This window comes from Marinobacter sp. NFXS9 (genome assembly GCF_040148665.1).
In the GTDB taxonomy this organism is placed as follows: domain Bacteria; phylum Pseudomonadota; class Gammaproteobacteria; order Pseudomonadales; family Oleiphilaceae; genus Marinobacter_A; species Marinobacter_A mangrovi.
The window spans coordinates 247498-272170 of record NZ_JAGDDW010000003.1; the positions used below are offsets into that span (position 1 = coordinate 247498).

The 24673-nt window shown below is 62.5% G+C and carries 25 protein-coding genes; 9 read left to right on the plus strand and 16 right to left on the minus strand.

The window, feature by feature from the left end; translation table 11 throughout:
• Positions 1-6: 6 nt before the first annotated feature.
• From J3364_RS07145 to J3364_RS07155, 3 genes are all read right to left on the minus strand, one after another.
• A complete protein-coding gene (locus J3364_RS07145; RefSeq protein ID WP_203141562.1) occupies positions 7-357 on the minus strand; it encodes a putative signal transducing protein in 351 nt (116 codons plus the stop codon).
• 13 nt (positions 358-370) lie between these two features.
• Complete coding sequence (locus J3364_RS07150) at positions 371-892, minus strand: DUF4136 domain-containing protein (RefSeq protein ID WP_349557671.1); 522 nt, start codon at positions 890-892, stop codon at positions 371-373.
• Positions 893-968: 76 nt separating this feature from the next.
• Positions 969-1589, minus strand: coding sequence for a YigZ family protein (locus tag J3364_RS07155; RefSeq protein ID WP_349557672.1), 621 nt, complete (start codon positions 1587-1589; stop codon positions 969-971).
• Between the two features lie 85 nt (positions 1590-1674).
• Here J3364_RS07155 and J3364_RS07160 point away from each other — a divergent pair, with 85 nt between their 5' ends.
• On the plus strand, positions 1675-1887 hold the full coding sequence (locus tag J3364_RS07160; RefSeq protein WP_349557673.1) for a hypothetical protein: 213 nt from the start codon (positions 1675-1677) through the stop codon (positions 1885-1887).
• Here the strand turns inward: J3364_RS07160 and J3364_RS07165 are convergent.
• The gene (locus J3364_RS07165) at positions 1843-3177 is read right to left on the minus strand and encodes a sensor histidine kinase (RefSeq protein ID WP_349557674.1); all 1335 of its coding nucleotides are present in this window, start codon (positions 3175-3177) and stop codon (positions 1843-1845) included. The two genes, J3364_RS07160 and J3364_RS07165, sit on opposite strands and share 45 nt — an antisense overlap.
• A complete protein-coding gene (locus tag J3364_RS07170; protein ID WP_349557675.1) occupies positions 3174-3860 on the minus strand; it encodes a response regulator transcription factor in 687 nt (228 codons plus the stop codon). Before J3364_RS07170 ends, J3364_RS07165 begins: the two co-directional genes overlap by 4 nt.
• 218 nt (positions 3861-4078) lie before the next feature.
• Here J3364_RS07170 and J3364_RS07175 point away from each other — a divergent pair, with 218 nt between their 5' ends.
• Both J3364_RS07175 and J3364_RS07180 read left to right on the plus strand, forming a co-directional pair.
• Positions 4079-4624 carry a Spy/CpxP family protein refolding chaperone gene (locus tag J3364_RS07175; RefSeq protein ID WP_349557676.1) on the plus strand — a complete coding sequence of 182 codons (546 nt, stop codon included), beginning with the start codon at positions 4079-4081 and terminating at the stop codon, positions 4622-4624.
• Positions 4625-4711: 87 nt separating this feature from the next.
• Positions 4712-5887: a GNAT family N-acetyltransferase gene (locus tag J3364_RS07180; protein WP_349557677.1), complete on the plus strand. Its 1176-nt coding sequence runs from the start codon at positions 4712-4714 to the stop codon at positions 5885-5887.
• On the opposite strand, the gene J3364_RS07185 is transcribed toward J3364_RS07180, so the two are convergent.
• Genes J3364_RS07185 through J3364_RS07225 form a run of 9 tightly spaced genes read right to left on the minus strand, consistent with a single transcriptional unit; the run spans position 5869 to position 13921 of the window.
• Positions 5869-6309 (minus strand): hypothetical protein, encoded by a 441-nt coding sequence (locus J3364_RS07185; RefSeq protein WP_349557678.1) that lies wholly within the window; start codon positions 6307-6309, stop codon positions 5869-5871. The two genes, J3364_RS07180 and J3364_RS07185, sit on opposite strands and share 19 nt — an antisense overlap.
• On the minus strand, positions 6302-7264 hold the full coding sequence (locus J3364_RS07190; RefSeq protein ID WP_349557679.1) for a type VI immunity family protein: 963 nt from the start codon (positions 7262-7264) through the stop codon (positions 6302-6304). The genes J3364_RS07185 and J3364_RS07190 overlap by 8 nt, the downstream gene beginning before the upstream one ends.
• Positions 7265-7290: 26 nt before the next feature.
• Entirely contained in the window at positions 7291-7665 is a 375-nt protein-coding gene (locus J3364_RS07195; protein WP_349557680.1) for a hypothetical protein, read from the minus strand.
• On the minus strand, positions 7658-8620 hold the full coding sequence (locus J3364_RS07200) for a type VI immunity family protein (RefSeq protein WP_349557681.1): 963 nt from the start codon (positions 8618-8620) through the stop codon (positions 7658-7660). The genes J3364_RS07195 and J3364_RS07200 overlap by 8 nt, the downstream gene beginning before the upstream one ends.
• Positions 8621-8645: 25 nt before the next feature.
• Positions 8646-9020, minus strand: coding sequence for a hypothetical protein (locus J3364_RS07205; RefSeq protein WP_349557682.1), 375 nt, complete (start codon positions 9018-9020; stop codon positions 8646-8648).
• Positions 9013-9975, minus strand: a complete 963-nt coding sequence (locus J3364_RS07210; protein WP_349557683.1) for a type VI immunity family protein — start codon at positions 9973-9975, stop codon at positions 9013-9015. The genes J3364_RS07205 and J3364_RS07210 overlap by 8 nt, the downstream gene beginning before the upstream one ends.
• 33 nt (positions 9976-10008) lie before the next feature.
• Positions 10009-10914 (minus strand): VRR-NUC domain-containing protein, encoded by a 906-nt coding sequence (locus J3364_RS07215; RefSeq protein ID WP_349557684.1) that lies wholly within the window; start codon positions 10912-10914, stop codon positions 10009-10011.
• Entirely contained in the window at positions 10911-11855 is a 945-nt protein-coding gene (locus tag J3364_RS07220; protein WP_349557685.1) for a DUF4123 domain-containing protein, read from the minus strand. Before J3364_RS07220 ends, J3364_RS07215 begins: the two co-directional genes overlap by 4 nt.
• A complete protein-coding gene (locus tag J3364_RS07225) occupies positions 11852-13921 on the minus strand; it encodes a type VI secretion system Vgr family protein (protein WP_349557686.1) in 2070 nt (689 codons plus the stop codon). The genes J3364_RS07220 and J3364_RS07225 overlap by 4 nt, the downstream gene beginning before the upstream one ends.
• 625 nt (positions 13922-14546) lie before the next feature.
• Here J3364_RS07225 and J3364_RS07230 point away from each other — a divergent pair.
• The 6 genes from J3364_RS07230 to J3364_RS07255 all read left to right on the plus strand — a co-directional run bounded on the left by J3364_RS07230 (position 14547) and on the right by J3364_RS07255 (position 22547).
• Positions 14547-15743 (plus strand): thiamine pyrophosphate-dependent dehydrogenase E1 component subunit alpha, encoded by a 1197-nt coding sequence (locus tag J3364_RS07230; RefSeq protein WP_349557687.1) that lies wholly within the window; start codon positions 14547-14549, stop codon positions 15741-15743.
• 1 nt (position 15744) lies between these two features.
• Entirely contained in the window at positions 15745-16722 is a 978-nt protein-coding gene (locus J3364_RS07235; RefSeq protein WP_123632776.1) for an alpha-ketoacid dehydrogenase subunit beta, read from the plus strand.
• A gap of 26 nt (positions 16723-16748) precedes the next feature.
• Positions 16749-18344, plus strand: a complete 1596-nt coding sequence (locus tag J3364_RS07240) for a dihydrolipoyllysine-residue acetyltransferase (protein ID WP_349557688.1) — start codon at positions 16749-16751, stop codon at positions 18342-18344.
• 67 nt (positions 18345-18411) lie between these two features.
• Complete coding sequence (locus J3364_RS07245) at positions 18412-20250, plus strand: protein kinase domain-containing protein (protein WP_349557689.1); 1839 nt, start codon at positions 18412-18414, stop codon at positions 20248-20250.
• A 303-nt stretch (positions 20251-20553) separates the two neighbouring features.
• Positions 20554-22275 (plus strand): acetolactate synthase 2 catalytic subunit, encoded by a 1722-nt coding sequence (gene ilvG / locus J3364_RS07250; RefSeq protein WP_349557690.1) that lies wholly within the window; start codon positions 20554-20556, stop codon positions 22273-22275.
• Positions 22272-22547: an ACT domain-containing protein gene (locus J3364_RS07255; protein ID WP_349557691.1), complete on the plus strand. Its 276-nt coding sequence runs from the start codon at positions 22272-22274 to the stop codon at positions 22545-22547. The genes ilvG and J3364_RS07255 overlap by 4 nt, the downstream gene beginning before the upstream one ends.
• 18 nt (positions 22548-22565) lie before the next feature.
• On the opposite strand, the gene J3364_RS07260 is transcribed toward J3364_RS07255, so the two are convergent.
• Positions 22566-23924: a nicotinate phosphoribosyltransferase gene (locus J3364_RS07260; protein WP_349557692.1), complete on the minus strand. Its 1359-nt coding sequence runs from the start codon at positions 23922-23924 to the stop codon at positions 22566-22568.
• 76 nt (positions 23925-24000) lie between these two features.
• Entirely contained in the window at positions 24001-24555 is a 555-nt protein-coding gene (locus J3364_RS07265) for an isochorismatase family protein (RefSeq protein ID WP_349557693.1), read from the minus strand.
• Positions 24556-24673 lie beyond the last annotated feature (118 nt).

Sequence of the window (24673 nt, forward strand, 5' to 3'; positions counted from 1 at the left end):
CCTACCTCACGAGCCGATAAACCAGAACAGGAACGCCAGAAAAAAGCCTTTGCGGCGACGGGTGTCGGCCAGTCTCGACAGGGGTGGAATGTCCCCGCAATCCCGCGAGGCCTGGCCTGGGGCAATGGATTCGTCAACCAGGTCGGAGCGGTCTTCGTCCAGAATAGCCCGGGCCCGATCCTCCAGCGCCTCGTCCACCTGCAGGCGAACACCGCCCATGGCGTCGGAGAATAGCCACTGCATGCCGATGGTGTGCTCGTCTACCACCATCGACTCGATGCCCTCGGAGTCCAGGCGCGCCCGCGCCATGTGGGCCTCAAAGGGCAGCGAATAACGGGCGACTGTGACCCAGCTCATGGTCACCTGCCGGTCAGGCCGGCGGGTAGCGTTCAAACATGGCCGTCACCACTTCGTCGATCAGTTCGACCCGGTCTTCCGGTGACTGGCGCTCGTCCAGGTAACGGCGGCTGACGCCTCGCCACACCACTTTCTGGGTGGAGCGATCCACCAGTTCCACCACCAGCTTGCCCTGCTTTACCTGGCGCACATCCGGCGCGGTGGCCACACCCCAGCCCCAATTGCTGCGACCGAAGCCCAGGCCGTAGGTGAAGCCACTGCTTTCCAGTTTCTCGGCTTCTTCCACGCGGTAGGTGACCAGCAGGTCGGCCGTGGCCGGGTCCGCCTTTTTCAGGGATTCGCCCTGCAATTCGCGCTCCAGCGCGGTTTCCACCCGGGCGCCGTCCAGGCTCAGGTAATTGCTTTGCCCTTTGTCAGGGGCGAACGCCCACGTCTGGTACTGGCTGAACGTGGCCCCGGCATCGTAGTCGGTCGACACGATGCTGGCACAGCCCGACAGCAAGCCCAGACACATCACCAAGACCAGGTAGCGCATAGTTTCCTCCGTTGTATCAGTCTGGAAACGCAGTCCCTCTCAGCACGTCACTCTCAAGCGCATACGTGACTCTTCCCTATTCGGAGTCATCTTCTTCGGTCACTGGCAGCGTCACCCCCTCGGCCCGACAGAAGGCGACAAACGCCTGAACAGAAGCCTCCGGGACCGCAACCTGCATGGATACACCTTCACCATAGCCCACGTCCTCGACGTGCGCCTCATGCTGGCCGCACCAGTGTCGGACCGGCTGTTCCAATGCAAAATCCAGTGTGATCGCCAGCCGGCGCACCGGAACCTGGGTGCGCCGCGTCACATCCGACAGTACCGCCTCGGTCGCGCCGGCATAGGCCCGGACCAGACCGCCGGCCCCCAGTTTGATGCCGCCGAAATAGCGGATCACCACCACCATGATATCGCCCATATCCTTGTGTTGGATCACATTCAGGATGGGCTTGCCGGCCGTGCCCGAGGGCTCGCCGTCGTCGTTCATGGCCGCCTGCGTCGCGGCGCCGGGCCGGCCGATCTGATAGGCCCAGCAATGGTGGCGGGCATCGGGAAAATCCGCCCGCGCCTGCTCCAGGAAGGCCATGGCCTCTTCCCGGCTGTTGACCGGCGCCACCCGGGCGATGAAGCGGCTCTTCTTGATGTCGATTTCCCGCTCGATCGATTCGGCGGGAATGGGATAATCTTTGGACATGCGACCTGTTGTGTTTGTTCAGCAGGTCCGTTCAACCGGAACAGACCGTATCACCGGATAGTAACAGTGTGACCGGGGAATCGACATGCGCCAAAACGATGAAAAAAGTGACGATTTTGACAGTACCGCGCCCGGCACAGCACCGGCGGCGCGGACCGTCAAGGCCGGTTGCGGCATTCGGTTTGATGAGGAGGAGCTGGCCGAGGGGATCGCTTTCGAAGGTGTTGAGCGCCTGCGTCCCTCGACCGACGACTCAGGTGAAGACCGGCCAGTCGAGCCGGACGACCAACCCACCTGACAGCCCATTGCTGGCCGAAATCCGGCCATCGTGGGCCTGCATGATGTCGTGGCTGATCGCGAGCCCCAGGCCCCAGCCCTGACCGCCACGGGCCTGGTCGGAGCGGAAGAAGGGTTCGAAAAGATGGGGCAGGTCCGTTTCCGAAACGCCCGGGCCCTGGTCCGCAATCTCGCAAGACAGCCAACGATCCGTCAGCATCAGGTGAATGTTCACGGCGCGATCCGGTGGCGTGTGATCCAGCGCATTCTGCAGCACGTTATCCAACGCCCGGTGAATCAGGGCCTCATCCCCCAACACGGTGGCATTGCGGGCCTCGTCGGCAATTTCCAGGTGACAGTCAACACGCTGATGTTCGGCGTAATCCGTGGCGCCCTGCAACACCTCATTGAGCACCCGGGTCATGTTGACCGGCTCCTGGGCCATGGACTGCCCCTGCTGCCCCACTCGGTGCAGCGTCAGGATCTGGGCGGTCATCGCTTCCAGGCGCTCATTCTGGCGCTGGATGGAGTCGAGGATTTCCGGATCGCCCACGCTGTTGTCCCGCGCCAGTTCGATGGCCACCCTCTGGCGCGCCAGGGGCGTGCGCAAGTCGTGGGAGATATCCCGCAGGAGTTGCTGCTGACGATCAAGCAGCGCGCAGAGCCGGTCCGTCATGGCGTTGAACGCCCGCGCCAGTGCGCCAATTTCATCACGGCGATTCGCGATTTTATCCTTGACCCTCAGCGAGCCATCGCCGGCGGCAATCGACCGCGCCGTTGCCTCCACATCCCGCAGCGGTCGACTGATCCGGCGGGCAATCCACCAGCAGGCCAGGGTAATCAGCAGGAACGTCAGAGCCAACTCGAACGAGCGGAACAGGCGTGGATCCAGCCAGCCATCGCCGCCGGCCCGGGGCCAGACGATCAGGCGATAGTCGTCAGAGGCCGTGATCACGGCAGGCTGGAATGGCTGCCTCCCCAGGAAGACCCCGCCGTGGCGCATGGGCGCCATTTCCCGGTCACCGTCACTGTCCTGAGGTAAACCGTCGCCCTCGACCAACAGTAGCCGGAGGTGTTCGCGTTCGCTTTGTTCGCGCAGCAGCCGGAAGGCATCCCTCGGATGCCCCGACTCGCGAAGCTTTACCGCCCGCTCTGCCAATTGCCGCAGGTCCGTTCGCTGCTCGAGCTCGTGACGCTCCTGTCGGGCCAGCTCCTGGACGGCCACGTTACTGAGTACCACCGCCAGCGCCATGGCAAACCACACCAGGAAAAAGATCCGCCAGGAAAGCGGCCAGTAAAAACGCCGTTTCATTCCACACTCCGGTAGCTGTATCCCAGGCCGCGTACGGTCTCGATCCGGGATTCCCCCTCCGGATCGAGCTTGCGGCGCAGATTGCTCAGGTGCATGTCGAGCGTCCGGTCATGAGGCGTCAGACGCCGCCCCAGGGCCCACTGCATCAGGTCGGTCTTGCGCACGACGGAACCGACATGATTGAGCAGCACCTGCAGAATTTCGTATTCGGTGGCGGTCAGGTCCACCGGTCTTCCATTCTGATAGACCCGCCGCTGATCTGGCTGGATGCGGAGATCGCCCAGACATCGGGGCTGGTCCGACGGCCGTTCCTGGTCCCAGGCAATCCGGCGCAATGCCGCCTGTATTCGGGCCACCAGCTCACGGGGATTACAGGGTTTCGGAATATAGTCGTCAGCGCCGACTTCAAAACCAACGATGCGATCGGTTTCCTCTCCACGGGCAGTGAGCAGAATGACCGGCAGTCGTGTACGGACCCGCAGATTGCGCAAGACCTCCAGCCCGTTGATGTCCGGCAGCATGATGTCCAGGACCACCAGGTCCACCCGTTCCTCCTGCGCCATGGCAAGACCCTCGTTTCCGGTGGTCGCCTCGCGGACGGTGAAACCCTGCCCGGCCAGATACCGCGCCAACAGCACGCGCAGTTCATCGTCGTCTTCGACCAGAAGAATACGGCTCTGCATTGCCGGAACCTCACCTCAGAAAGCGGAGAAAAACAACCCGATGCCCGGCCCGCCGGGCTTCCTTTGTCCGCAACGCAGTCTAGCACGCGCGCGCGGCCCCCCCGGCAACTTTACGCAACCTTTACACCGGCCTGACAGCGGCTGACACAGCGGCGCGTAGCATGACAAGTGACAAGGGCAGCGCGAGGCTGCCACCCCAGAGATCAAGGAGCATCATCATGAAAACCCTGAACCGTCGTCTGCTCATCCCGGCCATCATCACCGCAACGCTGGCCGCCAGCCCACTGGCCTGGTCCGGAGACCGTCGCGCCGACCACTACGGCGATACACCCATGTCCTCCCACCACCAGGGCCCGGGATACCAGGGAGACCGGATGAAGCAGCGCTTTGAAGAGATGGCCGAACGCCTGAACCTGACCGAATCCCAGCGCAGCCAGATCCTCGATACCTTCAAGAAGGCCCGTGACGAGCGCCAGGCCCGGTTCCAGACGATGCGCGAGCAGGATCGCCCCATGCTGAACCAGGGCGACCCCAACAGCGAGGACTACAAGGCCCGGGTCGATGCCGCGGCCAAACAGGCCTCCGCAGCGGCCCGCCAACGCGTGGAAGGCCGGGCTGATCAATATCGGGCCATCTACAACGTACTGACGGCCGATCAGCGTGAAGCCTGGGCCAACATGCAGAAGGAACGTGCGTTCTTCGGCCGGCCGGATCACTCGGGCATGCACCGCCATGGACCGCATGACCTGGATGATCGCAGCTAATGCCCACGGCAATGCGGAAGTGATCGAAGGTCATGAAATGGCGTATGGTTAGGGAGCGCGTCCAACTCACGAGCTCCCTGATCCCCAATGAACGACATCTCCACATCTGTCCGTGACGTTCCGCCCCTTCGCCTGGTGGTCGCCCGCTCCATCGACGACATCAGTGCGGCGGACTGGGACCTCTTAAGCGGCACAGGCAACCCCTTCCTGCGCTATGCGTTCTTTGCCGCCCTGGAACACAGCGGCTGCACGACGGCCGACACCGGTTGGGCACCGGCCCACCTGATGTTCTTCCAGGGCGACCGGTTGGCCGGCATCATCCCGGCCTTCCGGAAATCCCATTCCATGGGCGAGTACGTCTTCGACTGGGGCTGGGCCGATGCCTATGCCCGCTACGGCCTGGATTACTACCCGAAGCTTCTGATGGCGGTGCCGTTCACCCCATCCCAGGGTCGCCGTCTGTTGTTCGATGCCGAACTGCGCGAAAGCCTGACACCCGATGCATTGCACCACCTGCTGGATCAGGCCGCTGCTGAACTGGGCTGCCATTCCTGGCACCTGCTGTTTCCCAATGCCAATGACCAGGCCCTGCTGGATGCGCCGGATCGCCTGCACCGCCAGGGCTGCCAGTTCCACTGGTTCAATCGCGACTACGCCGACTTCGAGGATTTCCTGGCCCGGCTCACGTCGCGCAAACGCAAATCGATCCGTAAGGAGCGCCGCCAGGTGGCGGATCAGGGCATCCGGTTCGCCCATTTCCCCGGCGCCGAGCTGCCTGACCACGTGCTGGATGCATTCCACGTGTTCTACCAGGCCACCTACCTCAAACGCGGTCAGCGCCCCTATCTCAATCGGGAATTCTTCCAGGCCCTGCGCGATCACCAGCCGGAACAGATGCACGTGATCATGGCGGTCAAAGACGGCGAAATGATTGCCGGCGCCCTGTTCCTGATCGGCGAAGACACCCTATATGGTCGTTACTGGGGCTGCCTGGAGGAATACCAGCACCTGCACTTCGAGACCTGCTACTACCAGGGCATCGAACTGGCCATCGAACGTGGCCTGCGCTGTTTCGATGCCGGCGCCCAGGGCGAGCACAAACTGGTTCGCGGCTTCGAGCCGCAGCTGACCCACTCCTGGCATTGGGTCGCCCACCCCGGCTTTGCCGAAGCCATTGCGGATTTCTGCGCCGAAGAAGCGGACGATATCGAGCGCTACCGGGATGCGGCGCTGGAGGCACTGCCCTATCGGCAGGATCGCTGACTGGTCGGACTGGTGAAAGCGCGTAAACCGATAGGAGTTCCTTGAGCCAAAACGGGCATCCAGTTGACGGACTGGAGCACGCCGGACAGCCTGACTTTGGCCGCCTTGTCTCCTGCCCGGGCGTGGACAGTTACGGCCCGGCTGGAGCGGTCGTATCGCAGGTCGGTCACCGTGGTCACGTGTTCCAGGTAATCCGCCGGCAGGCCAATCCACGACTCACCGTCCAGGATCTCGATCCGGGGTGGCTGTTCCAGTTGCAGGCGCAGGGTGCCCCGCCCTTCGAAGAGTACCAGATCCCCCTGGAGGGCCCACTCCCCCACACCGGTGATGTCGATGGCATCACCATCAACCGTGAGGGTATCGAGCTCAATATCGGGGAACCACTGGGCCGGCATCAGGCCAAGGTCGAGGGTTTCACTCATCGGATGTCTCCTGGTCGAAGCGGGCGAGCCAGGCTCGATACTCCTGAGTATGATAGACCTTTTTGCCATCGACTCGGCCGAAGGCAATGCCGCCGTGATTAGTAGATCGAATGGGTCGAAACACCTGTGCGGCCAGCCGGTAAGGGGCGACATCCAGGCCCTGCTCGGCGTCGCCCAACAGCGGTTTATCACCTGCCTGGACAATAAGGCCTCCGTCGTAGGCACTGACCCAGCCGTCCGGCAGGAGCTGACGCAACGCCGCCTCGCCGCCAAGCTGGTCCACATAGGGCAGGCAGAGGGCCGTAAGCCAGTTGGGGGTCTTTATGCTATCGACCAAATAGCGCGAGTGGGCCGTGTCGGAACCGATATTCAACCCGGGGAAACGCTCTCCCATTTGATAAACCAGAGGCTCCACCCGCGTTTCATAACCATGAGACATCGCCAGCCCGAAGCCGGCATACGCCTGCTCGGCGTTCAAACGACTGCACCAGCGACGAAAAACGCCGGGGAGTTTTTCGTCGCGATCGGCGAAGAAATCGATGGGGAAGTGGCAGTAGAGATATGAGAGTTCCCCCTCAACAGAGAGAGGTGCCTCCTCTTCGTTCTCGTATCCGCGGCACCCCAAAGCGACAAAGTCGATATCCGACGCATCGGTCTTGCGTTTTCCACCATGGAATACGAATTCCCATTCTTCATCCTGGGGCACGTCGGCCAGCCACTCGTCGGGATAAGGGTACGGGGTCTTCTTGAGGCTTTTCCAGCGACCGGTGTTGGGGTTGGTGGTCCACTGGAAGTCGGCGCCGAAGTACTCCCGGTATTCGTTGAACACGTCCAGCAACGCCCGGCGAGTGTCCGGGTGCCAGGCGTTGCGGAAGTAAATCTCTACCTTGAGGCAGAGCTTGAGCATGACGCCGTCGGCGTCTTCCACGGTTATTGGTGGTTTGAGGTCATCCATGACAGGTTTCTTTGGGGCTCCTCTATTCAGGCGGGTATCCAGGTGACGGATTGCAAAACTCCGGACAGCCTGACTTTGGCCGCCTTGTCCCCCGCCCGGGCGTGGACGGCCACGGCCCGGCTGGAGCGGTCGTATTGCAGGTAGGCCACCGCGGTGACATGTTCCAGATACTTCACAGGCAGGTCGACGCACTGCTCGCCATCCTGGATCTCGATCCGGGGCGGTTGCTCCAGTTGCAGGCGCAGGGTGCCCTGGCCTTCGAAGAGCACCAGGTCGCCCTGGAGGGCCCACTCCCCCATACCGGTGATGTTAATGGCATCGCCGTCGACGCCAAGGGTCTCAAGCTCGATATCGGGGAACCACTGGGCCGGCATCAGGCCGAGGTCGAGGGTTTCACTCATTGGGCGCCTCCTGGTCGAAGCGGGCCAGCCAGGCCTGGTATTCGGGGGCGTTATAGACCTGCTCGTTGTCCATACGCCCGTTCGCAATGCCGTCGTGATCGGTCACACGAATGGGCCGGAGCACCCGGGCGGCTTTTCTGTAGGGAGCGACATCCAGGCCCTGCTCAGCGTCGCCCAGCAGCGGCTTGTCGCCGGCCTGGACGATAAGGCCGCCGTCGTAGGCACTGACCCAGCCGTCCGGCAGCGCCTGACGCAGGGCCGCCTCGCCACCGAGTTGGTCCACATAGGGCTGGCAGAGGGCGGTGAGCCAGTTGGGAGTCTTGATGCTTTTTACCAGGTCCGTTGAGTGACCAATCCGATCACTGAGGTTTAAGCCCGGAAAACGCTCGCCCAACTGGTACACCAGAGGATCCACGCGGTACTCATAGCCATGGGAGATGGCCAGCCCGAAGCCGGCATAGGCCTGCTCGGCGTTCAGACGACTGCACCAGCGGCGAAAAACGCCGGGGAGTTTTTCGTCGCGGTCAGCGAAGAAGTCGATGGGAAAATGGCAGTATAGGTATGAGAGTGAGCGGCGCTCACAGAGAGGGTGATCCTCGATGGTTTTGGCCCGCCCCCCGCCGAGGGCTACAAAGTCGATATCCGACGCATCGGTCTTGCGTTCTCCACCATGGAATACGAACTCCCACTCTTCGTCCTCGGGCACGTCCGGCAGCCACTCGTCGGGATAGGGGTATGGGGTCTTCTTGAGGCTTTTCCAGCGACCAGTATTAGGGTTGGTGGTCCACTGGAAGTCGGCGCCGAAGTACTCCCGGTATTCGTTGAACGCCTCCAGCACTGCCCGGCGGGTATCCGGGAGCCAAGCATTGCGGAAGTAGATCTCCACCTGGAGGCAGAGCTTGAGAATGACGCCGTCGGCGTCTTCCACGGTCATTGGTGGGGTGAGGTCATCCATGACAGGTATCTTCGATAGCGTCTGTTCAGGTCGGTGTCCAGGTGACGGACTGCAAGACTCCCGACAGCTTTACCCGGGCCGCCTTGTCCCCCGCCCGGGCGTGGACGGCCACGGCCCGGCTGGAGCGGTCGTATTGCAGGTAGGCCACCGCGGTGACATGTTCCAGATACTTCACAGGCAGGTCGACCCACTGCTCGCCATCCTGGATCTCGATCCGGGGCGGCTCTTCCAGTTGGAGGCGCAGGGTGCCCTGGCCTTCGAAGAGCACCAGGTCGCCCTGGAGGGCCCACTCCCCCACACCGGTGATGTTAATGGCATCGCCATCAACCGTGAGGGTCTCAAGCTCGATATCGGGGAACCACTGGGCCGGCATCAGGCCAAGATCGAGGACATCACTCATCGGAACTCTCCTGATCGAAGCGGGCGAGCCAGGCTCGATACTCCTGAGTATGATAGACCTTTTTGCCATCGACTCGGCCGAAGGCAATGCCGCCGTGATTAGTAGATCGAATGGGTCGAAGCACCTGCGCGGCCAGCCGGTAAGGGGCGACATCCAGGCCCTGCTCGGCGTCGCCCAACAGCGGTTTATCGCCCGCCTGGACAATAAGGCCCCCGTCGTAGGCACTGACCCAGCCGTCCGGCAGGAGCTGACGCAACGCCGCCTCGCCGCCAAGCTGGTCCACATAGGGCTGGCAGAGGGCCGTAAGCCAGTTGGGGGTCTTGATGCTATCGACCAAATAGCGCGAGTGGGCCGTGTCGGAACCGATGTTCAACCCGGGGAAACGCTCTCCCATTTGATAAACCAGAGGCTCCACCCGCGTTTCATAACCATGAGACATCGCCAGCCCGAAGCCGGCATACGCCTGCTCGGCGTTCAAATGACCGCACCAGCGACGAAAAACGCCGGGGAGTTTTTCGTCGCGATCGGCGAAGAAATCGATGGGAAAGTGGCAGTATAGGTATGAGAGTGAGCGGCGCTCACAGAGAGGGTGATCCTCGATGGTTTTGGCCCGCCCCCCGCCGAGGGCTACAAAGTCGATATCCGACGCATCGGTCTTGCGCTTTCCACCATGGAATACGAATTCCCATTCTTCATCCTGGGGCACGTCGGCCAGCCACTCGTCGGGATAGGGGTACGGGGTCTTCTTGAGGCTTTTCCAGCGGCCGGTGTTGGGGTTGGTGGTCCACTGGAAGTCGGCGCCGAAGTACTCCCGGTATTCGTTGAACACGTCCAGCAGCGCCCGGCGGGTGTCCGGGTGCCAGGCGTTGCGGAAGTAGATCTCCACCTGGAGGCAGAGCTTGAGCATGACGCCGTCGGCGTCTTCCACAGTCATCAGTTTTTTCAGTTCATCCACGGTAATTTCCTTCTGGTGGCCGGTCCCTGTGTTCTAGAAGGCAGCGCCGATGCGTTCCAGGCCGGGACGCAGCAGGTGCATGCGTTCCGACACCAGCTTCGCAGCTTCCTGGCTGCCGCGAACTACAGTCGAAGTGCCCCGAGCCAGCCGCGCGCTTTGAAATGCGGCACGAGCGCCCAGCGGAGCCATCAACACATCGTCCGCCGCGCCTACACCGGTGGCATCATCCAGCGCCAGGGCCGTTATAGCAACTCCGATGGCGGCCACTTCCAGCCCCAGGAGCAGCGTGTCGCCGAAACTGTTCTCCTCTTCTTGCTCGAACAGGTCCCTGGCTGGTTGTAGGCTGTCATCCGGTTCCAGTTGTTGCTCGGTCCCATCGCATTTGCAGGTATCTTCATTCAGCTCATGCAACCCGGCTTCGGGTCCTGCAATTCTTTCATATGCTTTCTTCTGCCCTTTCCCCCATCGATCCCCCCGAAACTTCACCTCCACCACCCCCAACAGGTTGTCCTGGGTCGGCGGCAGGCAGGGGTCCTTGAGGACCACGGCATCCGGGATCCGCAGTTCGCCCTTGGTGTAACTTTCCACTTCGTCCTTGACCAGGGCCGTGGCCGGCGTCTTGAGACGACGGATGCGGTTGATCATGTGGCCGAAATTGCGGATGGGGGCGTTGGTCTCCTGACCGCTACGGTCTTTCAGCATCAGTGGCTGCGGAGCCATCATTTCGTTTTCTGGCATGTAGTACCCCACCTGCGGCCGGATGCCCGTATCCGCCGCTTCGTTCACCGCATCCAGGGCATTGTCCACGCACATCTGCTTCATGTTGCGGCCAGTCCGGGACTGCATGGGGTTAACGCTGCAAAAACAGACGAAGCTGCAGATAAAGGCCAGCTTGGGGGTAATGTCGTTGCTCAGGGGACAACTTTGCGTTCCGCTCATCCTTGATTGCTCCAGCGATTGGCCCGGCGCTTGGCCGTGAGTGCGGATTCATCGAACGCCGGCATCCAGGCCGGGTCATGGAATGGAGTGTAGTGCTCCGGTTGTTGCGCAATATCGCCTTGCAGCGCAGCCAGGGCATCAGTCAGCGGAGACTGTCGCAGGCTCGTTTGCGCACGAGGCGACTGGTGGAAGTGGGAACACTGCTCCATGCACAGCCGGCAGAACGCCAGGGCGATATCCGTGTCCGGCATAGCATCCCACGGGTACAGGGCGTGGAGGGCCTCGTCGATGCGACTCTCCAGGAAACCGGGTGACAGGTGCATGATGCGCCAGGCCATGGTTTTCTGCAGTTTAACCAGAAGCGCCTGCCGGAGGTGGCGGTGATAGAGCGGCTGGAGTGCGGCCTGGTGCCGGTCGGTCAAGGTCAGCCAGGGCGCTTCCAGATTCGCCCAATCGGTTTGCCCAGGCTCCTTCGGCGGATCGCCCTGCCACAAGTCATCGATGGACCCGGTCCGACGCGCCGCCCACGTTGTAACGGGTCCGCTGAATAGCTGTTGCTCACCCGGTGACAGGGCCTGCCAGAAGAGGGGCAAGACATCCGGGTCATAGAAGCGCAGCAGGATCTCGTCGTCATCGGTATCGATGACCGTCAGGGTCTTGCGCAAATGCGCTGCGATGTCGTTAAGATTGGCGGTCGAGCAGAACAGGACGCCCCAGTTCAGGTCGGGGCGATGCTCCGCGACCCACGGCAGGAACGGAGAATCCGCATCGATCTCCGTGAGTACTGGCGAGACGTCGGTGAGGTGCGCCAGCGGGGTATCCAGGTAAAGGGGGACGCTGGATGGTGAACCGGCCCTGGCGTACCACTGTTCCCGGAGTTGCGGCAGTGCAATGTCGATGATCGCATAAGCCGGCGCGTGGTCGTGGAAGGGCCAGGTCATGCCTTCCTCCGCTGTTTCAGTCGCTCCGAGCAGACCTTGCAGAAGGGTTTGCCGTTCACCGCCGCCTGCTTGAGTGCGAGGGCCTGGCCTTCCGTTTCGGCAAAGCCGGTGGGCTGGAAGACGGGAGCCGTGGCCTGGTGAGTCGCCCCGGTCAGATCCTGTGGCGTGATGGGGGCCTCGGCTTTGGGCCCGGAACCGCTCCCTGGCGCCCCACCGGTATTGATCTTGAGCGTGGGGCCGGACAGGGTGACGCCGTTGGCGTCGACTTTCAGGAAGCTGCCGCCGGCGGCGATAGTGAGTTCGGCACCGGCGTCGAGGACGACTTTGGCGCCGGCTTTGTAGTGGGCTTCACTGCCAGCCTCGCTGAGGGTGGCGGTGCCGGATGTCTGGTGGAACGTGCCGCCGACTGTCAGGCTCATGTCCTTCCCGACCTTCTCCCGCTTCTCCCCATCCACCGTGCTGTGGTCGTTGGCCTTGATGTGGGCGTAGCGGTCGTTGTCAACGGTGAGGTGACTGTTGTTGTGGACCACCTCGGTGCGGTCGTTCTCGGTCAGCAGGTCCAGATCCTTCTGGGCGTGGACGTAGATTTGTTCCTTGTCCGCCTCGTCTTCGAAGCGCAGTTCGTTGCTGCCGTCGCCCTTGTGGGTCTGGGTCTTCAGGGTGGTCCGTGTCTTGTGCTCCGGCAGCGCGTAGGGCGGCGTGTTGGTCGCGTGGTAGGTGCGGCCGGTGATGATCGGTTGGTCCGGATCGCCATCCAGGAAGGAGACGATGACCTCGTGCCCGATGCGGGGTAACGCCATAAAGCCATAGCTGCCCCCGGCCCAGCCCTGGCTGACCCTGAGCCAGGCGCTGCTGTGCTCGTCGTTCTGGCTGTAGCGGTCCCAGGGGAACCGGACCTTGACCCGACCGTGCTCGTCGCAGTGGATCTCCTCGCCCTGGGGGCCGGTGACGATGGCGATCTGCGGGCCGTCCATGATCGGGCGTTGGGGTGGCTCGGGCCGCCAGGCGGTATCCCCCGGCACACTCTGGAAGGTGTTGCTGTAAGTGGTGGGCTCGGAACCCCCTTCCTCTTCCAGCGCCTGGGGCTGCTTGCCGGTGTGTGTGACGGTGGTGATCAGCCAGTCCCGGTTGAGGCTGTCGGTGCTGTGGCCATTGAGGGTCACCTTGGCCCCGGCGCTGAAGTCCGGGCGGTTGCTCTCGCCACTTCCGAGGCTGGCTTCCTTGCGCAGGCTGTCCAGTCGGGCTTCGGTGTAGGGCTGGCCGGAAGCGTCGGCCTTGAATCTTCCGGGGTAGTCGTAGTGTTCGTAGTCGCTGCGCTGGTTCTCGAGGTCGGCCGCATTGGCCTCGTGCATCAACGCGTAGGCGGGGTTCTTGAAGGTGTAGTCCTTCATCGCCACGCCGGCGACGGAGACGGTCTCGGTGTAGCTGAATTTAAAGACGCAGGGGGTCTTGTGGGAACCACCTGACGTGGCGTTGTAGCCCACTTCCGGCAGTTGCGGGGCGTCCCGATGATGATCGGCGATCACGATCGGCTGACCGGCGGTGGTCGGATCGAAGCGGTAGTGCCAGCCTTCCTCGGCGGCAATGCGGTGGAGAAAGGCTAAGTCTGTTTCCCGGTGCTGGACGCAGTATTCCCGTTCTTGCGGAGTCCGCTTCAGATCAAAGGTCTTGTCCACCAGCCCCCGTTCGTCCAGCAGGGTGCCGAGAATCACATCCGGCGTCTGCTGCTGGAAGATGCGGCTGTTGTGCATCAGCCCCAGGCGCCACAGGGCGGGTCGCACTTCCACTTCATAACGGGTGCGGCGGTGGCCGCTGTCGCCCCGGCTGAAGGCGGTGACGATCCCCTGCACGTTGCGCAGGGCCTGGCCGTCCTGCCAGACCACCAGTTCCACGCCCTTGTCCAGCACATCGCTGGCGGTGATGTCGGCAAAGGCACTGGCGAGCTTGAGGGTCAGTTTAAACGGTCGGGATAGGGCTTCTTTCAACTCGAAGGCCACAACGACAAAGGTATCGTCGGGCAACGACCCAAGGCGGGCCGTGAACTGCAAACCAGTGAAATCACGCATCGTCTCTTCCTTGAAATCACAAAGCGCTCTTCCTGAGCACGGTGACAGCCTAAAACGGCATCAACGATATAAGACGAGCCCGAACTTGGCAATAAGGACTATTTGCTCACAACAAACAACAAGGAAGTCAGCACGGCCCACCCCGCCAGTGCGAGGAACAATCTACTTCGATCTCTTGGCCGTCATCGTCGTATGGTTCATACCCGCTGGCGTGGGGAGCGGGCGAAGTTACCGCCAGATTTCCAGTCTGATGCCGGTCCACCCCCGCGAGCGCTGGGAACAGCCGGACTCAGGAGCTAACCGTTGAACCTACAACGATTCATCCCCGCGAGCGCGGAGAGCAGAAAGTCCAATCCAACCCTGGGACGCTCCTCAGAAGCACCCTGAATTTTGTCACGATCAAAGTCTGTGCAAATCTCGCAGTTTACGTTAAGGTCAACTCTGCGCTCGACCAGACGGTTTTACCCAAACCCGATGCGTGGACGTAAAAGAGCTATCCTGATGATCAGGGTGTGAGGGTGTTGTATGGCCCGGACGCACTGATCGTTCAGTGAACGCTCGACTGACAACGATGCCCTCACAAGGGGCATTTTGTTCCTCAAGCCATTACCCCAGGAAGAGGACTATGACAACAACAAAATCCAAGGTTGTTTACTCTCCGGTCTTTACCGACGGTGCGGAATTCCGGATTCCCACCTTCAAGCTCCTGAAGCAGGACGGCACGCTCTACAAGGGTGGTAAGAAGCCGGACCTCGATAAGGAAAAAGCCCTTCGCATCTACAAGGCGATGGTGATGACCCGTGTCCTGGACGAGCGCATGCTTGCCGCCCAGCGTCAGGGCCGCCTGAGCTTTTACATGCAATGCACGGGTGAGGAAGCGGCCGTGATCGGCAGTGCCGCCGCCCTGGACGACGCCGACATGATCATGGCGCAGTACCGGGAGCAAGGCGCCCTGGCCTATCGGGGCTTCAGCATCGATGAGTTCATGAACCAGCTGTTCGGCAATGAACTGGACTACGGCAAGGGCCGTCAGATGCCGGTTCACTATGGGTCGAGCAAGCTCAACTACATGACCATCTCCTCCCCGCTGGCCACCCAGATTCCCCAGGCCACCGGCTATGCCTACGGGCAGAAGCTGGCCGGCGACGGCCATTGCACCATTACCTACTTCGGCGAAGGCGCCGCCTCCGAAGGCGACTTCCACGCCGCGCTGAACATGGCCGCCGTCCATCGGGTGCCGGTGATTTTCCTGTGCCGGAACAACGGTTACGCCATCTCTACCCCGGCCACCGAGCAGTTCGCCGCTGACGGGGTGGCCCCGCGTGCCTACGGCTACAAAATGGACGTGATCCGGGTCGACGGTAACGACATCCTGGCCGTCCATGAGGCCACCAAGGCCGCCCGCAAGCTGGCCGTCGAGGAAAACCGGCCGGTACTGGTCGAGACCATGACTTATCGTCTGGCCGCTCACTCTTCCTCGGACGACCCGTCCGGCTATCGCAGCAAGGACGAGGAAGCCGTCTGGCGCGAGAAAGATCCGATCCTGCGCATGCAGCGCTGGCTGATGAAGCACAAGTGGTGGAGCGAGGACGAAGAAAAGCAGCTTCAGGAAAGCCTCCGCAAGGAAGTCCTGGAGACCATGAAGCGCGCCCAGAAGCGCCCGCCACCCCCGCTCGAATCCCTCGTTACCGACGTGTATGACGAGGTCCCTCCGTCCCTGAACCGTCAGTTCGAGAAGCTGAAGGCGCATATCCGCAAGTACCCGGACGCCTATCCCAAGAGCGCCGGCGCGGTATCAGAGACCAAAAAAGGAGGGGCATAACATGGCCAAGATGAACATGCTGCAGGCCATCAACGATGCCCTCGACATCGCGATGGCGGCCAATGACCGGGTGCTGTGTTTTGGTGAGGACGTCGGTGTTTTCGGCGGTGTCTTCCGGGCCACCAGCCACCTGCAACAGAAGTACGGCAAAGACCGCTGTTTCAACACACCGCTGGTGGAACAGGGCATCATCGGGTTCGCCAATGGCCTGGCGGCCCAGGGCGCCACGCCGGTGGCCGAAATCCAGTTTGCGGACTACATCTTCCCGGCTTTCGACCAGATCGTGAACGAGTCGGCCAAGTACCGCTACCGCTCCGGCAACCTGTTCAACGTGGGCGGTTTGACGATTCGGGCGCCCTACGGCGGCGGCATCGCCGGCGGCCTGTATCACTCCCAGTCGCCGGAAGCCTACTTTGCCCACACCCCCGGCCTGAAGATTGTCGTGCCCCGTAACCCGCACCAGGCCAAGGGCTTGCTGCTGGCGTCGATCCATGATCCCAACCCGACCCTCTTCTTCGAACCCAAACGCCTTTACCGGGCGTCGGTCGGCGAGGTTCCGGAAGGGGAATACGAGCTTCCGCTGAGCGAGGCCGAGATCGTCAAGGAAGGCACCGACATCACGGTCCTGGGCTGGGGCGCGCAAATGGAGGTGATCGAGCAGGCGGTCGAACAGGCCGAGAAAGAAGGCATCTCCTGCGAGGTCATCGACCTGCGCACCATTCTGCCCTGGGATGTGGAAACCGTCGCGCAATCGGTCCTGAAGACCGGTCGCCTGGTGGTCACTCATGAAGCGCCGCTGACTGGCGGCTTTGCCGGCGAAATCGCCGCGACTATCCAGGAACGCTGCTTCCTGTATCTGGAATCACCCATCGCACGGGTTACCGGGATGGATACCCCCTTCCCGTTGGTGCTGGAAAAAGAGCACCTGCCCAATCACCTGAAGGTCTACGAGGCCATCCGGGAAAGCGTTGAATTCTAGATCGTTGCCAGCACAGGAGAGCAACCATGAGTGATTTTATACTGCCCGATATCGGCGAAGGTATCGTGGAGTGCGAGCTGGTCAAATGGCTGGTCAGCGAAGGCGATATCATCGAAGAGGACCAGCCGGTCGCCGAAGTCATGACCGACAAGGCGCTGGTGGAAATCCCCGCCCCATACAAGGGGCGCGTGACGCGTCTATATCATCAGGAAGGCGACATCGCCAAGGTCCACGCGCCACTGTTTGAGCTGGTGGAAGTGGACGGCGACAACGCCCCGGCACCGGAAAAGGCAGAGGCGACCGACACCGCCGAAGCTGCCGAGCCCGAACATCAGGGCGAGACGGCACCCTCGGCCGATGGCGAGACCGAAGACTTTATCCTGCCGGACATCGGCGAAGGCATCGTCGAGTGCGAGGTGGTGGAGTGGCGCGTCGCCGAGGGTGACGAGATCGAAGAGGACCAGCCGGTGGTGGACGTCACCACCGACAAGGCCATGGTGGAGATCACCGCCCCCAAGGCCGGCCGCGTTACCCAGCTGTATTACCAGGCGGGCGAGCTGGCCCGGGTCCACTCCCCGCTATTCGCGTTCGTACCTCGCGACCGCGACGACGATGGCGAGACGCCTCAAGCCGAGTCGCGTCCCCAGGCCACTGAACCGGCACCGGCGAGCAAGACCCCCGCCCAGGCAAAGTCCGGCGAACGTCAGCGCATCCCGGCCAGTCCGGCCGTCCGGCGCCTGGTCCGGGAACACGAGCTGACGCTGGCGGACATTCCGGGAACCGGCAAGGACGGCCGCGTGCTCAAGGCCGACGTGCTGAACCACCTGGAAAATCCCCAGCCTTCTGCTCGCGAGGCCGCCACTGCAGCAGCCACGGAAGAGAAGCCGCAGGCCCGTCGCGCCGGCACCGCCCCAAGAGAGGTGCGCGTCGAACCGATCCGGGGCATGCAGGCGGTCATGGCCAAACGCATGGTGGAATCGGCGTCGACCATTCCCCACTTCAATTTCAGTGAAGACATCGACGTCACCGACCTGCTGGCCCTGCGCCAGCAGCTCAAGCCGGAGGCCGAGGCCCGCGGCAGCCGCCTGACGCTGATGCCGTTCATCATGAAAGCCATGGCGCTGGCGATTCAGGAGTATCCAATCCTCAACAGCCAGATCAACGAGGACGTCACCGAAATCCACTACCAGCCGCAGTGCAACATCGGCATGGCCGTGGACAGCAAGGTTGGCCTGATCGTCCCCAACGTCAAAGGCTGCGAACAGCTGACCCTGCTGGAGATTGCGGATGAAGTCGCACGCCTGACCGAAGCGGCCCGATCCGGGCGCGTCAGCCAGGAGGACCTGAAGGGCGGCACCATCACCATCTCCAATATTGGTGCGCTGGGCGGCACCTACGCCGCGCCCATCATCAACGCGCCGGAAGTGGCGATTGTCGCTCTTGGACGAACCCAGAAGCTGCCGCGATTCGACGCCCATGGCCAGGTGGTGGAACGGGCGATCATGACCACCAGTTGGGGCGGCGATCACCGCATCATCGACGGCGGCACGATGGCCCGCTTCAGCAACCTCTGGAAGAGCTACCTGGAGTCACCGCAAACCATGTTGCTTCATCTCGGCTGATGAGGCCTGATAACCACTGATGGTGTGTTGCCCCGGCCACTGAGCCGGGGCGCTGGAGAAGCCCCGAATGTCGCAACAGGCCCAACTGCAACAGTTCTACATCCCGGAAGAGCAGTCGATCTACCTGCTCAGCCAGGACGATGCCAAAAAGCTGAAGGACTGGGTCGAGCTGTGTACCGACCAGCTCCGCCAGTTGGGCTATCGCGACATCGAAATGATCGGCAAGGGCGCCTACGGGTTTGTCTTCTCCGGACGACTCGCCCTGAAAGGCGCGCGCGACCTGGAGCACGTTTTCAAGTTCACGCGCGTCAACCTGCCCCGGCACCTGCAGGACCGGCTTGAGGATGAAGCCTATATCCTCGAGCAGGTCGAGCACCCCCGCGTGCCGCGACTGATTGCCTTCCAGCGGGCCCGCAACCAGCCCATCCTGGTGATGGAGCGGGCGCCCGGCATCAACCTGGAGGAGGTGTCCCTGCGCGAGGGCCGCCTGCGGCCGCGCCTGGTAATGCGCATCGCCGACCAACTGGCCGACATCCTGCGCAACCTGCGCCTGGAGTCCGGCCCCGCCGGCCGCCCCATCGTCCATGGCGATATCAAGCCTTCCAACCTCGTCTTCGACGCCGAGACCGAGAACATCGCCCTGATCGACTGGGGATCTGCCGTGTATGCACAGCTGGACGCCAACCAGCAGTTCGTCACCGCCAACGTCATGGAGTTGATGTCCGATAACCTCCAGCAGACCAACGCCCGCCTGGGAGACGTCTACTTCATCGGCGAGGAACAGCTTTACGGCGGGCTGTCGTCCCCGCGCTTCGACGAACAGGGCGCTGCCGGAACGCTCTACGCCCTGGCCTCCGGTCAGTCCTGCCGCTTCGGCCATCGGGCGATTCCGGCCACATCGCTGGGGTTACCCATGGAGTTTGCGCGCATGCTCGACGGCCTGCTTGACCCGGACCCGGACACGCGCCGCAAGGCCGGCGACTACTACCTGCGGGAAATGCCGCGGATGGCGCGCACCGTCATGATCGACCTGCCGGATTCACCGCCCAGCCCGATGGTGCCCGTCTGGACTCGCCACTCCGACCGGGAAATCGACACGGTCGTCTACAGTTCGCGCAAGGCCTTCCTGCGTGAGGAAGGTGCGCCGGAAACCCTGAGCGACGTCAACGATGTGCAGCTCGACCGCTACTACAAGAATTTCATGCAGGGCATGGGGGAAACCGAAAAGGCGTTCCTCGCCGCGGTGAGCCGACTCGGCCAGTACCCGGTGGAGGGCGGCCTGGCGATTCGCTGGGAAACCGAGGGCATCTACGTCGATACGTCCCTGAACCTGCACGATCCGTCGCTGCGGGACGCGTTCGTCACGGCGGTGAACAACATGGTCAGTCTGGCCCAGGCCATCTACCGGCAGGGGATCTTCAAGAGCTGCCTGTTCAACGCCCGGGACACCCTGCACGTCGACCGGGACAATCCCGAGCAGCCCTTCCGGATTGCACCGGAGATGCAGTTGCCCTATGAGGTCAGCGCCGCCCCGGAGATCGAGGACGATTCCCGGGTTCACTCCTACTTCGAGGACGGCCCCGACCCGGAGGAGTTCCTGGTCCTGCCGGACACCATCATCCAGGCCCTGGAAGCCCTGAACACGATCCACCACACCGGTATGATCATCTTCGAGGCCCTGCCCCGCCACCTGAAGATCCACAGCCACTACCGGCTGCTGGATCCCGACCGGGAGGCGGAATTCCGCCGGTATCTGGACGATATTCTGTCCGCCGTCAACCAGATCACCGGGCTGGGCGTGTCCGGCTTCATGAAGATGCCCTACAAGGACACGCGCTTCTTCCCCCACATCGAGCGCTTGCCGGACCGTTACTACCCGAAGAATCCAAGGGCTGAAAAAGCCTGACACCATCTGCGCAACGTCCCAATTTTCCTCTTTCTGTAAAAAAAGGGTTGCTCCCAGGCAGAACCTCAGGTTATGTTTTTGCCAATCAAACTGTTGTGGTCAAAAGACTGATTCCATGAATTTCAACGCTGTCGTCGTCATCGTAAAGCTAGTCCTGGTGGTCGTGGTGCCAACCGGGGGCTTTTGCGTGGATGACAGGATGAGCTAAACCACAACCAGTCAGAACACCGAAAGCCCCCGGCACCGAAAGGTCCCGGGGGCTTTTTTTTGGCTTCGAAAAATCAGACGAGAAGGAAGACAAACGTGAACGCCGCACAGCACATCCTCGACGCGCTCCAGCGTCACCAGATCGACACCGTATTCGGCTATCCCGGCGGCTGCATCATGCCGCTGTACGACGCACTGGTCGCCGAGGATGTGAGTGTCGAGCATGTGCTGTGCCGGCACGAACAGGCCTGTGCCCTGGCCGCCGATGGCTACGCCCGGGCCAGCGGCCGCACCGGCGTGTGCATTGCCACCTCCGGCCCCGGCGCCACCAACCTGATTACCGGCGTGGCCAACGCCCACCGGGATTCGATCCCGATGCTGGTCATCACCGGCCAGGTGCCCTCCGGCCTGATCGGCACCGATGCGTTCCAGGAAACGGATGTGCTCGGCATGACGCTGGGCATCGTCAAGCACAGCTACCTGGTGACCGAGGCGTCCGAATTGCCGGCCATCATGGAAGAGGCCCTGCAACTGGCCGAATCCGGTCGGCCGGGTCCGGTCTGGATCGATATTCCCAAGGACATCCTGCTGACCGATATCGGCGAGCCGGCCGCTCCGGCGCCGACCACCGCCACCCCACTGCCGGACCCGACGGCGGAGATCGACGAAGCGCTCGCCATGCTGCGCGAGGCTAACATGCCGCTGCTCTACAGCGGTGGCGGCGTCAGCCTGGCCCATGCCGAATCGGCCTTCCGACGATTTGCGAAAGCGTCGCGCCTGCCCAACGTCGTCACACTCAAGGGCATCGGCAACCCGGGCTACGACAACGCGGATCAGATGGGCATGCTCGGACTGCACGGTTCGAAGGCGGCCAACATGGCCGTCGACACCTGCGACCTGCTGATGGTCGTCGGGGCCCGGCTGGATGACCGGGCCACCGGTGCGGTATCGAACTTCGCACCCAACGCCAAGGTCATCCATATCGATACGGACGCGGCCGAATTCAGCAAGCTCCGGGCCGCAGACCTGGCCATTCGCGGCGAGCTGGACGCCATCCTGAACGGTATGGCCGACGCGTTGGTCCGCCAGCCTCTGACCATCGAGAACTGGCGCCAGCAGTGCGCCACCTGGCGCAAGACCCAGGGCTTCCAGGCGGCCATCAACGAAGACCCGCATGCGCCGATTTCCGGTCCCGAATTCATGCGCCAGTTGACCGATATTGCCCCGCGGGATGCGATCGTCGCCTGCGATGTCGGCCAGCACCAGATGTGGGTGGCGCAGTACTGTCGTTTCGATCACCCCCGCAATCACCTGAGCAGCGGCGGTCTCGGCACCATGGGCTTCGGGCTGCCGGCGGCCATCGGCGCCCAGTTTGCGTTCCCGGACCGACCGGTCATCAACGTCACCGGCGACGGGTCCTTCATGATGAACGCCCAGGAGTTGGCCACCATCCGCCGCCATCGTCTACCCATTAAGCTGATCATCATGGACAACCAGTGCCTGGGCATGGTCCGCCAACAGCAGGAGCTGTTCTACGAGAACCGGGAAAGCCAGATTAACCTGGACGACAACCCGGATTTCCTGGCCCTGGCCAGGGCCTTCGACATTCCGACCCTGGCCATCCAGCGCACTGACCAGGTTCGTCGGGGCATCCAGACCATCCTGGCCTACGACGGACCGATGCTCCTGCATGTCAGCATCGATCGCTCGGAAAACGTCTGGCCCATCGTCAAACCCGGCTCGTCCAACCGGGACATGCTGGATGAAAGCCAGCGCCCAACCTCAACCACCGCGAAAAACAAGGAAAGTGCAGCATGACCGCCTCGACTGATCACATGACCCATACCCTCTCCTGCCGTATGCAGCCTGAGCCGGCGGCGCTGGAACGCCTGTGCCAGGTGGCCCGTATTCGCGGCTTCCGGATCGAGGAAATGCAGGTGCGCACCGACGCCGAAGGCCTGGCCATCGACATGGTGCTCAGCGGCCAGCGCTCCATCGACATGCTGCGGCGCCAGATCGAGAAGCTGCACACGGTGTGTTCCCTGCGAAGCCCGGAGCAGGCCCTGACGGGCATCCGCCAGAGCGCCTGACGCCCCATCAATTCCGGGTCACTGGTCGTAGGCCGGCGGATGCGGCCGCACCTGTTGCAGGGTATGGGCCTGAAGATCCCTGAGGCGGTCGCTGATGACCACCGGATAGGGCTCGGCGTCATCCAGCTCTCGCTGGGCCGGTGGCAGGGCCGCAACCGCATCGCGACAGTATTCGGCGGCCTCTGCCAACGGTCGGATCGCGTCCGCGATGGCGCGGCCGGCCCGCATGGTGGGAATGAGCAACGGTATACCGTCAGCCGCCTCCTCACGGTGGGTAATGTGGTCTCCGAGATACCGGCCATCGGCGTCCTGGCGACGATAGACCTGCTTGCGCCCGGGATAGGATTGTTTGCCCGGCGAGTTCTTCATGCGCGGCTTGCCGGCGTATTCGGTCAGTTTGTAGGCCAGTTCCAGCGTTGGGGCGTCGCTGGACACGCCCACGGCGGTGCCAACCCCGAAGCCATCCAGGGGCACATCGTTGCGGCGATAGTCATCAATCTTGTACTCATCCAGCCCGCCGCTGGCCAGGATACGGATCTGCGTCAGCCCGGCGTCGTCCAACATCCGGCGACAGCGAATGGCCATCTCCGCCATGTCGCCGGAGTCCAGCCGGATGGCGCCGATATCCACCTCCGGCTCGACTTTCAGCCAGTCGATAATGTCAGCAACGGCCCTCTCTGTGTCGTAGGTGTCCACCAGCAGCGTGGTCCCCGGATACAACCGGGCGTAGGTGCGAAAGGCCGCCATCTCGTCACCACAGGCCTGCACGAAACTGTGCGCCATAGTGCCACGGATGGGCAGGTCGAAATCCAGGCCGGCCAGCACATTGCTGGTGCCGGACAGGCCGCCCATCCGGAACGCACGAATGCCCCGGTAAGCGGCATCCGTGCCGTGCATGCGGCGGGTGCCGAAATCGATCACCGGCTTTCCATCGGCGGCGAGAGTCAGGCGAGCGGCCTTGGACGCGAGCACCGTTTCCAGATGCACGTAGTTCATGACCAGGGTTTCCAGTAACTGGGCCTCGGCAATGGGCGCCTCGATTTCCAGCAGCGGCTCCTGTGGAAACACCGGCGTTCCTTCCGGCAAGGCATGGATCGAACCGGTGAAACGGAACCGGCGCAGCCAGTCCAGGAAGTCGTTGTCGAAACGATCCAGACGGCGCAGACGATCGATGTGTTCCTGTGAAAAACGCAGGGATTCGATGATGTGGGCGATGTGCTGCTGTCCACAGGCCAGCATGAAATTGCGATGCGGCGGCAGCTTACGGAAGAAGAGGCTGAAAACGGCGGTGTCGTTCATGGATTCCGCCCAGTAGGCCTGGGCCATGGTCAACTCGTACAGGTCAACCAGCAATGCCAGGTCTTTCTCTTCGACCATAAACGTGTTCCTCCGGGTCCGGTGTCGGGTGTGTCTGTCAGTCGCTTTGTAGATTGGATGGGGTATCAGAAGCGAATCAGCGGCGCACGCTGGCTCCGGCCTCCGCCAATTGATCCAGGACATCGTCGGTCTGGCCGGATTCCACCGCCCGGGTGCCTGCCACCAGCAACTCCACGTCAAACCCCAACCGCAACGCATCCTGCACGGTCGCCCGTACACAGACGTCCAGTGCCAGCCCCGCCACCTGCAGGTGCTTGATGCCACGCCGTGACAGAAACTGCTCCAGTTGGGTGCCATCGAAGGCGGAGTAGGCATCGGTCTCGAAAGCCGTGCCCTTGCTGACGCGAATGGCCATGGCCGGCAAATCCAGTTCGTGGTGGAAGGCCGCGCCGTGAGTGTCCTGCACGCAGTGCACCGGCCAGGGGCCGCCGCGGTGATTGAAACTGCAATGGTCCACCGGATGCCAGTCACGGGAGGCGATGATGGGCCAGCGCTTGTCCTGGGCGTCGGTAATGGCCGCGTTGACGACGGGAAAGATCTCCTGACTACCGGGAACCGCCAGGCTGCCGCCGGAGCAGAAATCGTTCTGGATATCGACCAGGAGCAACGCCGAATCGTTGGAACCAACCATGCTGAACTCCTTGCCCCCAAACGGGGAGGGCTCGACAGGTTTATAAGTGGATAACAATAATCCCTGTTTACAGCGTTGGGTTTTTGCGGGGAAATTGCAAGGCAGGATCGGCTGGCCG

Bases quoted from the DNA above. Each gene is read 5' to 3' on its own strand.
- J3364_RS07145 (WP_203141562.1), bottom strand. From the start codon at position 357: ATGAGCTGGGTCACAGTCGCCCGTTATTCGCTGCCCTTTGAGGCCCAC.
- J3364_RS07150 (WP_349557671.1), bottom strand. From the start codon at position 892: ATGCGCTACCTGGTCTTGGTGATGTGTCTGGGCTTGCTGTCGGGCTGT.
- J3364_RS07155 (WP_349557672.1), bottom strand. From the start codon at position 1,589: ATGTCCAAAGATTATCCCATTCCCGCCGAATCGATCGAGCGGGAAATC.
- J3364_RS07160 (WP_349557673.1), top strand. From the start codon at position 1,675: ATGCGCCAAAACGATGAAAAAAGTGACGATTTTGACAGTACCGCGCCC.
- J3364_RS07165 (WP_349557674.1), bottom strand. From the start codon at position 3,177: ATGAAACGGCGTTTTTACTGGCCGCTTTCCTGGCGGATCTTTTTCCTG.
- J3364_RS07170 (WP_349557675.1), bottom strand. From the start codon at position 3,860: ATGCAGAGCCGTATTCTTCTGGTCGAAGACGACGATGAACTGCGCGTG.
- J3364_RS07175 (WP_349557676.1), top strand. From the start codon at position 4,079: ATGAAAACCCTGAACCGTCGTCTGCTCATCCCGGCCATCATCACCGCA.
- J3364_RS07180 (WP_349557677.1), top strand. From the start codon at position 4,712: ATGAACGACATCTCCACATCTGTCCGTGACGTTCCGCCCCTTCGCCTG.
- J3364_RS07185 (WP_349557678.1), bottom strand. From the start codon at position 6,309: ATGAGTGAAACCCTCGACCTTGGCCTGATGCCGGCCCAGTGGTTCCCC.
- J3364_RS07190 (WP_349557679.1), bottom strand. From the start codon at position 7,264: ATGGATGACCTCAAACCACCAATAACCGTGGAAGACGCCGACGGCGTC.
- J3364_RS07195 (WP_349557680.1), bottom strand. From the start codon at position 7,665: ATGAGTGAAACCCTCGACCTCGGCCTGATGCCGGCCCAGTGGTTCCCC.
- J3364_RS07200 (WP_349557681.1), bottom strand. From the start codon at position 8,620: ATGGATGACCTCACCCCACCAATGACCGTGGAAGACGCCGACGGCGTC.
- J3364_RS07205 (WP_349557682.1), bottom strand. From the start codon at position 9,020: ATGAGTGATGTCCTCGATCTTGGCCTGATGCCGGCCCAGTGGTTCCCC.
- J3364_RS07215 (WP_349557684.1), bottom strand. From the start codon at position 10,914: ATGAGCGGAACGCAAAGTTGTCCCCTGAGCAACGACATTACCCCCAAG.
- J3364_RS07220 (WP_349557685.1), bottom strand. From the start codon at position 11,855: ATGACCTGGCCCTTCCACGACCACGCGCCGGCTTATGCGATCATCGAC.
- J3364_RS07225 (WP_349557686.1), bottom strand. From the start codon at position 13,921: ATGCGTGATTTCACTGGTTTGCAGTTCACGGCCCGCCTTGGGTCGTTG.
- J3364_RS07230 (WP_349557687.1), top strand. From the start codon at position 14,547: ATGACAACAACAAAATCCAAGGTTGTTTACTCTCCGGTCTTTACCGAC.
- J3364_RS07235 (WP_123632776.1), top strand. From the start codon at position 15,745: ATGGCCAAGATGAACATGCTGCAGGCCATCAACGATGCCCTCGACATC.
- J3364_RS07240 (WP_349557688.1), top strand. From the start codon at position 16,749: ATGAGTGATTTTATACTGCCCGATATCGGCGAAGGTATCGTGGAGTGC.
- J3364_RS07245 (WP_349557689.1), top strand. From the start codon at position 18,412: ATGTCGCAACAGGCCCAACTGCAACAGTTCTACATCCCGGAAGAGCAG.
- J3364_RS07255 (WP_349557691.1), top strand. From the start codon at position 22,272: ATGACCGCCTCGACTGATCACATGACCCATACCCTCTCCTGCCGTATG.
- J3364_RS07260 (WP_349557692.1), bottom strand. From the start codon at position 23,924: ATGGTCGAAGAGAAAGACCTGGCATTGCTGGTTGACCTGTACGAGTTG.
- J3364_RS07265 (WP_349557693.1), bottom strand. From the start codon at position 24,555: ATGGTTGGTTCCAACGATTCGGCGTTGCTCCTGGTCGATATCCAGAAC.